Origin of the sequence: Sphingomonas rhamnosi, assembly GCF_036663615.1 — a bacterium.
GTDB lineage: Bacteria > Pseudomonadota > Alphaproteobacteria > Sphingomonadales > Sphingomonadaceae > Sphingomonas.
Genome location: NZ_JAXOJJ010000005.1, coordinates 141,587 through 155,400, shown reverse-complemented (window position 1 = coordinate 155,400; position 13,814 = coordinate 141,587). Strand labels below are relative to the sequence as shown.

General features: G+C 67.7%; 10 protein-coding genes. 3 read left to right on the top strand and 7 right to left on the bottom strand.

What is annotated here, in order from left to right; genetic code table 11:
• The first annotated feature begins 69 nt into the window (after positions 1-69).
• Positions 70-963, top strand: a complete 894-nt coding sequence (locus U1701_RS12270; protein WP_332782851.1) for a diacylglycerol/lipid kinase family protein — start codon at positions 70-72, stop codon at positions 961-963.
• Here the strand turns inward: U1701_RS12270 and U1701_RS12265 are convergent.
• From U1701_RS12265 to U1701_RS12245, 5 genes are all read right to left on the bottom strand, one after another.
• The gene (locus U1701_RS12265; RefSeq protein ID WP_332782850.1) at positions 948-2,387 is read right to left on the bottom strand and encodes an MATE family efflux transporter; all 1,440 of its coding nucleotides are present in this window, start codon (positions 2,385-2,387) and stop codon (positions 948-950) included. The two genes, U1701_RS12270 and U1701_RS12265, sit on opposite strands and share 16 nt — an antisense overlap.
• 421 nt (positions 2,388-2,808) lie before the next feature.
• Positions 2,809-5,511, bottom strand: coding sequence for a valine--tRNA ligase (locus tag U1701_RS12260; protein ID WP_332782849.1), 2,703 nt, complete (start codon positions 5,509-5,511; stop codon positions 2,809-2,811).
• 156 nt (positions 5,512-5,667) lie between these two features.
• Complete coding sequence (locus U1701_RS12255) at positions 5,668-6,162, bottom strand: DUF2497 domain-containing protein (RefSeq protein WP_332782848.1); 495 nt, start codon at positions 6,160-6,162, stop codon at positions 5,668-5,670.
• A 31-nt stretch (positions 6,163-6,193) separates the two neighbouring features.
• Positions 6,194-7,741: a TolC family outer membrane protein gene (locus tag U1701_RS12250; protein WP_332782847.1), complete on the bottom strand. Its 1,548-nt coding sequence runs from the start codon at positions 7,739-7,741 to the stop codon at positions 6,194-6,196.
• A 4-nt stretch (positions 7,742-7,745) separates the two neighbouring features.
• On the bottom strand, positions 7,746-8,426 hold the full coding sequence (locus U1701_RS12245) for a protein-L-isoaspartate O-methyltransferase family protein (RefSeq protein ID WP_332782846.1): 681 nt from the start codon (positions 8,424-8,426) through the stop codon (positions 7,746-7,748).
• Between the two features lie 328 nt (positions 8,427-8,754).
• On the opposite strand from U1701_RS12245, the gene U1701_RS12240 reads away from it, so the two are divergent.
• Entirely contained in the window at positions 8,755-9,534 is a 780-nt protein-coding gene (locus U1701_RS12240) for a hypothetical protein (RefSeq protein WP_332782845.1), read from the top strand.
• Between the two features lie 203 nt (positions 9,535-9,737).
• Positions 9,738-10,853, top strand: a complete 1,116-nt coding sequence (locus U1701_RS12235) for a glycosyltransferase (protein ID WP_332782844.1) — start codon at positions 9,738-9,740, stop codon at positions 10,851-10,853.
• Here the strand turns inward: U1701_RS12235 and U1701_RS12230 are convergent.
• Positions 10,842-11,693: a glycosyltransferase family 2 protein gene (locus U1701_RS12230; protein ID WP_332782843.1), complete on the bottom strand. Its 852-nt coding sequence runs from the start codon at positions 11,691-11,693 to the stop codon at positions 10,842-10,844. The genes U1701_RS12235 and U1701_RS12230 overlap by 12 nt on opposite strands.
• Positions 11,690-13,756, bottom strand: coding sequence for an HAD-IIB family hydrolase (locus tag U1701_RS12225; RefSeq protein WP_332782842.1), 2,067 nt, complete (start codon positions 13,754-13,756; stop codon positions 11,690-11,692). The genes U1701_RS12230 and U1701_RS12225 overlap by 4 nt, the downstream gene beginning before the upstream one ends.
• Positions 13,757-13,814: the final 58 nt, after the last annotated feature.

Sequence of the window (13,814 nt, the reverse complement as noted above, 5' to 3'; positions counted from 1 at the left end):
GAATGGTCATGCAAGTGTTACGCGGCGGCGGTACCGGTGCGAAACCGCGCGTCGTGCGTTAGGGGGCCTATGCCAGACACTCAGATCACGTCCGCCGCGCTCGTCGTCAACGCCAAGTCGCGGAAAGGCCAGGCGTTGTTCGATCGCGCCTGCGCCGCGATGGCGGACCTGCCCTATCCGGTCGACGCGCACGCCGTCGAGGATCCCGACGACCTGGAAGCGACGGTGAAGCGCGCGCTCGCCAAGAAGCCCGATCTGCTGATCCTGGGCGGTGGCGACGGGACGGTCAGCGGACTGGTCGACCTGATGGTCGGTCACGACGTCATCCTGGGGGTGCTGCCGCTCGGTACCGCGAACAGCTTTGCGCGCACGCTCGGCATTCCATTGACCATCGAGGGTGCGGTCGAGGTGATCCGCAACGGTGCGCCGAGACGGATCGATCTCGGCATGATCGACAAGGACTATTTCGCCAATTGCGCCGCGATGGGGATGAGCCCCAAGATCGCCGAGACGGTCCCGCACAACCTGAAGAAGGTGCTCGGCCGCGTCGGTTATCTCGGCTGGGCGGCGTATCAGTTCATGCTCTTCCGCCCGTTCACGCTGATCGTCGGCGAGGGCGACGATGCGGTGCGGATGCGCGTGGTCGAGGTGCGGATTTCGAACGGGCCCTATCATGGCGGCACCGAGCTGGTCGACGCGGCGTCGGTCGATTCGGGCGAGATCGTCGTGCAGGCGGTGATGGGCAAAATGAAGCGACGGCTGGTCAAGAACTGGGTCGCGAGCGTCCTGCGCCACGAATCGCGCCATGAAGAGGTCCGCGACTTCCGCGGCAAGAGTATCCGCGTCGACACCATCCCGCGGCTGCCGATCTCGATCGACGGCGAGGTGCTGGCCAAGACCCCGGTCACCGCGAAGATCGCCGCCGGGATCATCCGCGTGATGGCGCCTCAACCCGAGGGCTGAAGCCGGCCGGCCGGCTCGGTCCCGGCGGGTTCGACGATCGGCTGCGGCGGTTCGCGGCCGGGGACGACCAGCGAGCCTTTTCGCCAATCGCCGTACCGGTAATAGCCGACCGCCATGATCAGATTGGCCACCGATCCGGCGGGGAAGCTCCACCAGATCGCGTCGGAGTCGAGCCAGCGTTGCGCCACGAGCGCGAAGCCGATGCGGACTGGGTACATCGACACGAACAGGAACAGCAGCGGCATCAGCACGGCGCCGTTCGCCCGCACCGTCGAGAACAGCACCATCGTCGCGCCGAACACGATGAAGTTCCAGCTGGCGATCAGCTGGATATGCCGCGCGATCGGCAGCGCGGGGCTGGTGTCGGGCACGAACAGCGTCATCACCGGGCGGTCGAACAGGATGACGGCCAGCACCATGACGCCGGTCAGCGCGATGTTGAAGATCAGGCCGTATTTCGTGATGTCGCCGACCCGGTCCCAGCGCCTCGCGCCGATATTCTGTGCCGCCATCGAACTGACCGCGGCGCCGATCGCCATCGCGGGCATCTGGATATAGGTCCAGAGCTGCTGCGACACGGCATAGGCCGCGGCCGTATCGACGCCGAGGCGGTTGACGAGGCCGACCATCGTCAGCCCGGCGGTCGACATGACCAGCATCTGCGCGCCCATCGGCAGGCCCTTCCGGACGATCGTTCCGGTCAGCGCGGCGGACGGGCGGAGGTAGCGGAGCTCGATGCCGCGGAGGCGGATCGGCAGGTCGCGGGCATAGACATAAACGATGACGCCAAGCAGCGCGACATGGTTGGCGATCAGCGTCGCCGTCGCGGAGCCGGCGATCCCCATCCGCGGGAACGGGCCGATGCCGGCGATGAACAGCGGATTGAGGCCGCTGTCGAGCACGACGCTGAGCACCATGAACCACAGCGGGGTCATCGAATCGCCCGAGCCGCGCAGGCCCATCATGATCAGCACCATCAGCATCGATGCCGGTAGGCCGAGGAAGATGACGCGCAGATAGGCGAGCGCGAGCGGCATCGCGTCGCCGGGGGTGGCGAGCAGATGCAGGATTTCGGGTGCGAAAATCCAGCCGAGCACCGCGATTACCACCGCGCCGCCGAACACCAGCCCGACCGCCGATCCGAACGCCCGGCGCGCGCCGTCCAGGTCGCCGCGACCGAAGCTCTGGCCGACGAGGATCGTCGCGGCCATGCCGAAGCCGAACACTGCGCCGAACATCAGGAACATGATGATGTTCGCGTTGGACGTCGCCGCCAGCGCCCCCTCCCCCAGATAGCGCCCGACCCAGATCGCGTTGATCGAGCCGTTGAGCGACTGGAGGATGTTGGACCCCAGCGTCGGGAGCGCGAAGGCGAGCAGGGTGCGGCCGATATGGCCAGTGGTGAGGTCGCGCTTTGGTGCCACGGGGCGGTCCTGTTGCTGTGCGGGGCCGCGAGTCGGGACGGCGGAAGTTGTCGAAGTTGTCGCTACGTCCGGGCGGGAATGGGGTTCCGGGGGGAGATTGCCGGCAGGGTCGTCGGGGAAGAGGTGGAGCGCATCATGTGGGGATGGTGGCAAATTTGGGGGCTTTAGGACAGGGGAAAATCGCCGTGTTTACCTCAGTCATGCCGGACTTGTTCCGGCATCCATGGTTCCGCACACTCACGGGCGGTTGAGTTCGCGGAACGATGGACCCCGGAACAAGTCCGGGGTGACGGGTGGGAGGACCGACCCCTCCCATCCGTCACCCCAGCGTAGGCTGGGGTCTCCCGTTTGGGGCAACCGCTGCGACACGAACGGGGAGACCCCAGCCTTCGCTGGGGTGACGGTGAGGTGGGAGGGGAGCTTACCCCAGCCGCCCGAGCGCCGCGTGGAGCCGCGTGGCTTCCTCGGCCTTGTCGGCGTGGTCGGCCTTGGCTTTCTCCACCGCTTCGGGCTTGGCGCGTTCGACGAAGCTGGCGTTGCCGAGACGGCCCGACAGCGCGTCGCGCTCCTTCTCCGCGGCAGCGATCGCCTTGGTCAGGCGGGTGCGTTCGGCGTCTAGGTCGATGACGCCTTCGAGCGGCAGGACGAAAGTGGCTTCATCGACCACGACCTGCGCGGCACCGCCCGATGCCTCGCCGTCGGCCTGCGTGACGCGGGCGAGACGCGCGAGCGCGGGTGCCTGGCGTTCGAGCCGCGCCAGCGTCGCCGCGTTCGCGTCGCGGACATGGAGCGGCAGGCGCGCGCCCGGCGGCACGTTCAGTTCGTTGCGCGCGGTGCGGATCTCCTGGACCAGGCGGATCAGCCAGTCGACTTCCCTGCTCGCCTCAGGATCCATCGAGCGCGCGTCGGCCATCGGCCATTGCGCGAGGATCAGGTCATGCTCGCGCTCGCCCATCGCGTGCCACAATTCCTCGGTGATGAACGGCATGAACGGGTGGAGCAGGACCAGGATCTGGTCGAGCACCCAGCCGGCAACGGCCTTGGATTCCTCGTCGATCTGGCCGCGTTCGTCGCCGACCATCTGGGGCTTGATGAGCTCGAGATACCAGTCGCAGAAGCGGCTCCAGACGAACTGGTAGATCGCGTTGGCCGCGCCATCGAAGCGGTAATCGGCAAGCGCGAGGTCGACATTCTGGACGGTCGCGATGGTCTCGGCGATGATCCATTTGTTGACCGCGAGCTCGGCGCGGGGCGCCTCCAGCGTGGTGCTGGCGACGATGCCGTTGGCCTGGGCGAAGCGCGCGGCGTTCCACAGCTTGGTCGCGAAGTTGCGATAGCCCTCGACGCGCTTCTCATCCATCTTGATGTCGCGGCCCTGGCTCTCCATCGCCGCCATGAAGAAGCGCAGCGCGTCGGCGCCGTAGCGGTCGATCAGGCCGAGCGGGTCGACCGTGTTGCCCTTCGACTTCGACATCTTGGCGCCATCGGCCGCGCGGACCAGGCCGTGGAGGTAGAGCGTTCGGAACGGCACATCCTTCATGAAGTGGAGCCCCTGCATCATCATGCGGGCGTTCCAGAAGAACAGGATGTCGAAGCCGGAGATGAGGACGTCGTTGGGGTAGCGGCCGTTTAGCGTGTTCCTAAGCCCCTCCCCTGAAGGGGAGGGGTTGGCTCCATCCCACCCCAGCGTCGCAAACGGCCATAAGGCGCTAGAAAACCACGTGTCCAGCACGTCGGGATCGCGCGTCAGGGTCACCCCCTCGCCTGCCTGGGCCTGCGCTTCGGCCTCGGTTTCCGCAACATAGGCGGTGCCGTCCGGCCCGAACCACGCCGGGATCTGGTGCCCCCACCAGAGCTGCCGCGACACGCACCAGGGCTGGATGTTCTCCATCCAGTTGAAGAAGGTCTTTTCCCAGGTCTTGGGGACGATGTTGATCGCACCGACGCGGACCGCTTCGATCGCCGGCCTCGCGAGCGTGTCGGCGTCGACATACCATTGGTCGGTCAGCCAGGGCTCGATCACCACGCCCGAGCGGTCACCATACGGCGTTTGGATCGTGCGGGGTTCGGCGTCGTGCTCGACGCCCTCCTTGTCGATGTGCGGGATCAGCACGCCGTCGGCCTTGAGCTGCGCGACCACCGCCTTGCGGGCCTCAGCGGTGGTGAGGCCGAGGAACGCGTCGGGGATCAGCCCGTCGGCGACCTGCACGATGCGTGCCTTGGCATCGAGCATGTTGAGCATCTCGCCCGCCTTCATGCCGGCGCGCTTGCCGACCTCGAAGTCGTTGAAGTCGTGGCCGGGCGTGATCTTCACCGCGCCCGAGCCGAGTTCGGGATCGGCATGCTCGTCGGCGACGATCGGGATCGGGCGGCCGGTGATCGGCAGACGGACCATCTTGCCGATCAGCGCGGTGTAGCGCGCGTCAGACGGGTTCACCGCGACCGCCATGTCGGCGAGCATCGTCTCGGGCCGCGTCGTCGCGACCTCGATATGGCCCGACCCGTCTTCGAGCGGATAGCGCAGGTGCCAGAAGCTGCCCTTGATCTCGCGCGTCTCGACCTCGAGGTCGCTGATCGCGGTGCCGAGGCCGGGGTCCCAGTTCACGAGCCGCTTGTCGCGGTAGAGCAGGCCCTGTTCGTGGAGCGCCACGAAGACCTTCACGACGGCCTTCGAAAAGCCCTCGTCCATCGTGAAGCGCTCATTCTCCCAGTCCATCGAGCAGCCGAGGCGGCGCAGCTGCTGCGTGATATCGCCGCCGCTCTCGGCCTTCCACTCCCAGACCTTTGCGACGAACTCGTCGCGGGTGAAATCGGTGCGCTTCTGCTGAACAAGCGCCATCTGCCGCTCGACCACCATCTGCGTGGCGATGCCCGCATGATCGGTCCCGACCACCCACAAAGCATCCTTGCCCTTCAGCCGCGCGTGGCGGGTCAGGATGTCTTGCAGCGTATTGTCGAGCGCGTGGCCGATGTGCAGCGAGCCGGTGACGTTGGGCGGCGGATTGACGATCGTCCAGGGCTCGGCGTGCGGACGGTCGGGCCGGAACGCGCCGGTCGCCTCCCAATGCGCGTACCAGCGCGCTTCGATGGAGGCCGGGTCGAAGGTTTTGGGGAGTTCGCTCATGCCCGCCGCCTTAGCGGGCGGTGGGGCGTGAGGCCAGAGGGGCGAGTGTCACAAACGCCCCGTCATCCTGGGCTCGACCCAAAATCCAGGGTTACAAAACGGAGCGCTTGGGGCTCTGGATCCTGACGTTCGTCAGGATGACGGAAGAAGGTAGGCCTATGCCTGGCCGGTGATCTTCGCGATTTCCTTGGCGACCATGTCCTCGACCATGCCGGGGACGTTGGCGTCGATCCATTCGCGCAGCATCGGGCGGAGCATCTCGCGGACCAGGCTTTCCAGCGTACCGTCGCTCGAAGGCTCGGGCTTCACCATCATCCGCGTCAGCGCTTCCAGCGGCGCGCGCGCGGCGGCGGCGGTCTGGCGCGAGACGATCGGCTCGGCCTCGGACGCGACGGCGACCGGTTCGGGCGCGGGCTTGGCGGCGCGGGGGGGCGTACGGTCGACCATCGGCATCGGATCGCTCAGTTCGAGGATTTCGTCCTCGTCCATATCGTCAAGGTCGATGGGGAGGTCGATCGGCTGCGGAACATGGGGAGTCGCGCGCGAATTGCGACGCTGACGGCCCGGCATCGTGTCGCCTTCCTCGGCGATGATGCGTTTGATCGACGAGAGGATCTCCTCCATCGACGGCTCGGCGCTGATATCCCCCATGCGCAACGTCCCAAATCCCTGGCCAGCGCCCTTATTGGCGGTTCGGCGATGCCTCACCTGTGGTCAGCGCGGGGCTTCTGTCAACCGGGCTGTCGAGCAGAGAGTCCTGCGGCTTGCGCACGACGGCGTCCTGCGCGGGCGTTTGGTCGGTGCGCGTCGCGACCGGTACCGGCTCGCCGTCCCCGCCCCAATCCCAGATCTTGCGGCGCACGCGGTTGTAGTTGGCGACCGGATCGTAGAGCACACCACCGTCGAGACCCAGGTCGCGCGCCTCCGCCTCGCCCATCGCCGCGAGCAGCGCGAAGCCCGCGACATAGGCGTCGCGGCGCGCGGTGACGAGCGTGACCTGCGAGTTGAGCAGCTCCTGTTCGGCATTGAGGATGTCGAGGATGGTGCGCGTGCCGACGCTGTTCTCGGCGCGCACGCCCTCGAGGCTCAGCTTGTTGGCGTTGACCGCGGTCTCCGACGACTGGATGACCTGCTCGGACGAGCGCCACACCGCATAGGCCGATCGGGCCTGCGCGATGACGTTGCGTTCGGTGGCGGTGACGTTCTCGATCGCGCGGGCACGCAGCGCCTCGGCCTGGCGGACCTGCGCTGCCGGACGGCCGCCCTGGAACAGCGGCAGCGTCAGCGACAGCCCGGCCTGCACCGCCTTGTTGGCGTTGGGCGTGCTGCTCGCGCCGATGCCGCCGCCGCTCGGCGGGATCGAGTTCAGATAGTTGGTGTAGCTCGCACCGCCGACCGCGCTGATCTGCGGCAGTCGGCTCGCGCGCGCGACGCCGATGTCATAGCGGGTCGCGTCACGTTCCTTGGCGGCGGCGATCAGCACGGGGTTGTTCTCGATCGCCTCCGTCACCGCCGAGGCCGGGCTGTCGGGCAGATGCGGCAGCGTCGGCGGGGTATCGAGGATCCCCGCCGGGGTGCCGACGAGCCGGACATAGGTTTCCCGGCTCGAGATCAGCTGCGCCTGCGCCGACTGCAGCTGCGCGCGGGCGAGCGCGAGCCGCGCCTCGGACTGGGCGACGTCGGTGCGGGTCAGGTCGCCGACCTGGAACCGGTCGCGGCTGGCCTGCAGATTGACGTCGAGCACGCGGACGTTCTGCGTGTTGAGCCCGACGATCGCCTCGTCGCGGATCACGTCCATGTACGCGGCGACGACGTTGGTGAAGAGGTCCGCCTCGGTCCCGCGCAGCTGCGCCCGCCCCGCTTCGACGCGCGTCTTGGCCGCGGCGACCGAATTGCGGACCTGGCCACCCGAGTACAGCGGCACCGACACGTTGGCGCGCGCGACGCCCTGGCGCGCGGGCGCAAGGAAGTTGTTCGAGGCGTTGACGACGAACTCGCTATAGTCACCGGTCGCGTTGACGGACGGCAACCCCGCCGCGCGCGCGATCGCGACGTTCTCGTCGGTCGCGCGCTGCTGCGCACGCTGCGCGGTGATCGTCGGGTTGGTCGTATAGGCCTTGAGCAGCGCCTCGCGCAGCGTCTCGGCGGATACCGACGTCCCCCAAACGGTCCCCGGCAGGATCAGCGCGCTGGCCAGCAGCGTCCGGCGAATGGCAATGCCCCCCAGCATCGGATCAGAACCGGAACGGTGACGGGCGTTCGAAGCCCGGCAGGATGACGCAGTCGGTATCGACGAACGGAGTCAGCCCGAACCCGCCCTCGGTCCGCCGGCCTGCAGCCAGCCGGACGACGCCCCGCTCGACGATGCCGGCGACGACCCGGCCACCGGGCCGGACCTGCGACACCAATGCGTCGGGCATCTGCTCCAGCGCGCCGTCGACGAACAGCACGTCATAGGGCGCGCCGGCGGCATGGCCCTCGTCCAGCGGTCCCTCGACCAGCTCGACGTTGTCCATGCCGGCGAGCGCGTCGCGCGCCATCGCGGCGAGCGCGGCGTTGCTCTCGACCGCGACGACGTGCGCGACGATCCCGGCCAGCACCGCCGCCGTGTAACCGCTCGCCGCGCCGATCAGCAGCACGCGGTCGGTGGCGGTCAGATACGCCTCGGTCAGCAGACGCCCGGTCGCGATCGGCAGGTTCGCGCTGCGCCCGCCCCCCAGCGGGATCGCGGAGTCGCGGTACGCGAGCGCGCGGACGTCTGCGGGCAGGAACGCCTCGCGGGGCACGCGGGCCATCGCCGCGACGACGCGCTGGTCGCTGACCGCGTTGGGGCGCAACTGGCTCGCGACCATCGCATGGCGCATCGCCTCGAAGCTGGTGCTGTCTGCAGCGACGGAATCTAGGATCGTAGTCATGGGGCCATCCTGTCGCACAACTGTTTTAGTCATGCAATACACTTGTTGATGGTCCGAGGTGTATCGCGGTGCGGCGCGCACGCCAAGCGCGAGACGCGTCGAAATCGGGCGATCGGCGGCAATTCCGCACCAGAGCAAGGTGGTAAGGCGCCCCGCCCGCCCGTGTGACACCGAGATGCCTCGGGCGGAGCGCCGAGGGTGCACGTGGAAAACCCACGGCAACACCTCGGAACCGGCCCTAGCACCGACCGCGCAGCGCCGCGCCGACAATGCGACGTGCTGATGCAGATGGTTGCGAAGCCGCGGCGCCCTCATTAGCGCCACCGTCGTGACCCAATCTGCTTCTGCCGCCTGGACCGTGCCGCGGCCCGGCCTTCGCATCGTCAAACGCGGTGACGTGCCGATCACGCGCGTGCAGGTCTACGGATCGCGGTGCAGTGGGACCAATCTGGTGACGCGGACGATCGAGGCGAATCTGCCGTCGGTGACGATCACCGAGGCGTTCGGGTTCAAACACTGGTTCGTGCCGCGGCAGAGCGTGTTCGAGAAGGATACGCTGGTCGTCGTCGTGGCGCGCGACGCGTTCGACTGGGTGCGCAGCCTGCATCGCCAGCCCTGGCACGCGCACCCCGAATTGAAGGCCCAACCGTTCGACGCGTTCATCCGCAGCGCTTGGCACAGCTATTGGGACGAGCATTTCGGGCATATCGAACCCGGGCATCCGATGCTGGGCACGGAGATGCTGCACGAGCGCGATCCCGAAACCGGCGAGCGATTCGCCAACTGCATCGCCAAGCGCACCGCCAAGCTGCGGCACTGGGCCGCGCTGACGGACCGCGCGCACAATGTCGCGCTGATCGGGTATGATTCGTTCGCGCGCGATCCGGCGGGATTCATGCAGGCGTTGGCCGAGGCGGCGGGGATCGCAGCGCCGGAGACGTTCGCCGCGATTACCAGCTACAAGGGGCAAGGGCACGAACCCTATCGCCCGACGCGATACGCCGATCTGACGGCGGCGGACGCGGCGCATATCGAAGGTTGGCTGGATCCCGAGATCGAAGCCGCGTTCGGGTTGAGCGCGCGGTATGGGGATCGGATCGACCGCTGACCTTGGCTTAACGTCACCCCGGCGGAGGCCGGGGCCCAGTTGGGAAGACCCTAGTAACGGAAGACGATCCGTCGTCACGGGAGTCCCCCAACTGGGCCCCGGCCTTCGCCGGGGTAGTGGTGTCTGAAGGATTCGATAGGAACAAGTTCGGAGTGACGGAGTAGGTGGCGAAACCGTCCGTACTGCCAACGGACCTGGAGCGCATGACCTTGGACGACCGCCAGAAACCGATCACCTTCTTCATCCACCATCAAGGCCGCGGGCATGCGAATCGGGCAATGGCGATCATCCGCGAGCTGCCCGCCGGTCGTCCGGTCACGATCCTGACCGCCAAGCCGTCGCTGTTCGACGGGTTCGATGGCGAGATCACGATCGTCCAACTGCCCGACATGATCGGGGCCCCGGTGCCGACTCCGGGGCTGTTCGCGCAGCCGACCCCGGAGGTGATGCACTGCGTGCCCTTGGGCGTCGCGCGGACGCGCGCGACGATGCGGACGATCATCGACCATCTCGACGACGTCGATCCGGCGCTGTTCGTCGTCGACGTCTCCGCCGAGATCGCGTTGCTCGCGCGGATCGCGAGCGTGCCGGCGATCAGTATCAGGATGCATGGCGATAGGCTCGATCCCGGCCATCTTGGTGCATACCAGGCGAGCGTTGGATTGCTGGCGCCGTTCGAGGAGGCTCTGGAACAGGACGACACGCCCGACTGGGTGCGCGCGAAGACGTGTTACGCGGGCGGGCTCTGCACGACCGTCGACGCGGTGCCGACGCGCGCGGAAGCGCGGGCGAAGCTGGGGCTCGATCCCGACAAGGAGATCGTCGTCGTGCTGACCGGCGGCGGCGGCGCGGGGACGCCCTATGCCCCGCTGACGATGGCGGCGCGCGCGGTGCCCGACGCACTGTGGCTGGTGCTGGGGCCGGTGCATCGTGAGGGGCACGAGACCGATTTCGGCAATCTGGTCGAGCTCGGCTGGGTGCCCGGCGTCACCGACCATATCGCCGCGGCGGACGTGGTCATCGCCTCGGCGGGCGACAATACGGTGCACGAGATCGCCCGTGTCGGCCGACCCTATGTATGTGCGCCCGAATGGCGCTATTTCGGCGAACAGACGCGCAAGGCCGAGCGGTTGGCAGAACTCGGCGCGGCGGTGGCGTTGCCGGCATGGCCGGGTGCGCTGGCGCCTTGGCGTGGGATACTCGATGCGGCCAAGGCGCTCGATCCCGCGGCGCTCGCCGACCTGTACGATGCCGATGCGGCCAGCGTGGCGGCGGCGTATCTGGACGATCTGGCGACGTCGCTGTGGTCAGCTGAATAGAATGGTGTCGGGCATCCGCGACGCGGCGATCTCGCCCGCGTCCGGATGCCGCAGCACGGTGATCGTGTCTGCGTCGATCCGGATCATCCTGCGCTCGACGAACTGACCGAGCCAATAGTCCATGCACCAGCGGCCCCAGGTCGCGCGGAACAAGGTCGCGTTGCGCAGGATCGCGTCGAAATGCTGATAGGGCGGCACATGCACCGCATGATGTTGATGGTAGGCGCGCGCGCCGCCGACCCAGACCATCGGAACGCCTGCGCGTTCGAGCCGTGCGGCGAAGTCGGTCTCCTCCGCGCCGTAACCGACATAGCGCTCATCCATCCCGTCTGCGCGCCGCCAGTCCGCCGCCGACAGCGCGAACGACAGGCCCCAAAGCTCGCCATGGTTCGGCGTCGGGCGGATTTCGTCGGGTGCGATGGCGGGCTTGGCGGGGTGGCGTACGCCGATCGCATCTAGGTGCGGGGCGTCGATACCCCCGGAGGTCGCACCGGCGGGCAGATAGAACACCTCGCCCAGCCGAACCCCCTGCCCCGCCGTGTCCGCATAGCGCGCGATCAAGGTCGGCGACGGGATGCAGTCGACGTCGAGGAACACAAACGTTTCGCCCGAGGCCGCTTCGGCGGCACGATTGCGAGCTGCGGCGAGCGGCATCGGATCGCCCGGGACCATGACGGTCCGCACCGGGAACGGCGTTGCCGGCAGGTCGGCGTGCGGTTCGTCCTGCATATAGGCGATGACCAGCTCGTCCGGCGCCTGCGTCGCGGCATTCAGGCCGGCGATCAGGTTGACGAGATGATCGCGTCGCCCGCGCACGATCGTCAGGACACTGACCGTCACGACGCCTTGGCGCTTGTCCCGCGGAAATGCACCACGCCCTCCAGCACACCGCGCGCATGGTGTCCGACCGCGACGTAGCCGTGCGCGAGGTCGGCGCGCGTGCCGAGATCGTCCGAATAATTGCCCACGATGATCGCGTGGCGCGCAGATCGCAGCATCTCGATATCGTTGCCGCTGTCGCCTGCGACGATCACCTGGCGCGGCGTCAGGCCGAGGCGGCGGCGGACATGCTCGACCGCGGTGCCCTTCGACGCCGCATGCGGCAGCACGTCGAGGTAGCGACCGTGGCTCTGGATGATCGAACAGCTATGCCCGTGCGCTGCGAGCAATGCGCGCACGCGCTCGCCTGCCTGACGGTCGCCGCCGGCGAAATAGCTGAGCTTGAAGCGTCGCTGTTCGAGCGCGGCTTGCGGCATCAGCCGGGCTTGATCGGCGATCAACGCGGCGACCGCATCACGATCCCAGCCCGCTGCGATGATCGCCTCCCATTCGGCGTCGCGATCGTACACCGCGCCGCGATACGCGCGATAATAGATTTCCGAGCCGACCGAGGTGATCAGGATTTCGGGTCGCGGCGCGTCATGCTGACCCAACACCGTCAGCGCGCTGTGGAAGCTGCGCCCGGTCGCGATCGCGAACGCGACGTCGGTCTGCGCGCCGCGCCAGGTCGCGAAATCGCCGACCGATTTCGCACAGCCGAGCAGCGTGCCGTCGATGTCGGAGACGAGCAACAGGTCGGGCTTCGCGGTCGCTGGCGCAACGCCGCCGACAACCTCCGCGAGCAGCTCAGCATAGAGCGCGACGTGGCGATCCCAGTCATAAGCCTTGATCGCGACCGACCCGGCCGCGGCATAGCGATCCCACAACGCGGGATCCGAGAGGATCGCGTCGAGCGCCTGCGTGATCGCATCGGGCGAGCGCGGGTCGACGAGGATGCCGTTGCCGCACGTCTCGACAATGTCGTTGGGCCCACCGCTGTCGGTCGCCACCACCGGAAGCCCGCTGGCCGCCGCTTCGAGCAGCGTCAGCCCGAACGGTTCGTTGAGCGCGGGGTTGGCGAATATCCCGCGATGCGCGCGCGCGTGGGCATAGATCGCGGCGACGTCGTCGGGGCGGTGGCTCTTCGGGTAGGCGACCTTCCCGTAGAGATCATACCGGTCGATCAGCTGCAGCAGCTCGGCCAGATTGTCGCGGATTTCCGGTTCGAGCGTGGTCAGGTCGTCGCGCGTGCCGGCGAGAAGGACGAGGTTCGCCTTGGCCTGCAGCGCCGGCGACTGGCCGTAGGCATGCACCAAAGCCGCCAGGTTCTTCTTCGTCACCGGCCGCGCGATGGCGAGGATGACGGGCTTGGTCGGATCGTCGAGGAAGCGGTCGATCGTCGCCTCGACCCGCGGGTCGCGCGCGCTGTCCGCGAACTGCTTCAGGTCGCTGCCGGGCGCGAAGACGCGGATGCGCCCCGGATCGTACGCGTCATAGCCGGCATATTGCACCTCGGCCTCGTCGCGCGACGAGGCGATGATCGCGGCGGCGTTGGCGATCGCCTCCTCCTCGATCGCGATCCGCCGGTCGAGCCCGTCGGTCTCAGGACAATCACCGTCGAACGCCGCGCGCTTCACGCGACCGAGCGAATGCGCGGTGAAGACATAGGGGATGCCGGTCCGCTTCGACACGCGTGCCGCGACCAGACCCGCATCGGCATAATGCGCGTGGAGCACGTCCGGCCGGCGATCGAGCGCGTCGATATGCGCGACCAGCGCCTCGATCAGGCTGTCATGCTCGGTCCACAGCGCTTCCTTGACCAGATAGTCCGCGGACGCGGTCGCGAGGCGGATGATCCGCGTCGTGCCGTCGATCGTCTCGACCGGTTCGGCATAGCATTCGGCATAGGCGACGTGATGGAAGGCGCGCGTGACGATCTCGATCCGGTCGATCGCCGGATTGCGGCGGCTGGCGGTGACGAGGTCGAGCAGATAGCGGATATGGCCACCGGTATCCGCGGTCAGCCCATATTCCACGTCCGTGGCACGCAGGCAGCCCTGCAACGCGATATGCAGGACGAACACGCAGCCTCCGTTCATGGGAAATTCACGAACGGAACCGCCGCGGGACAGTCGGGGTTCC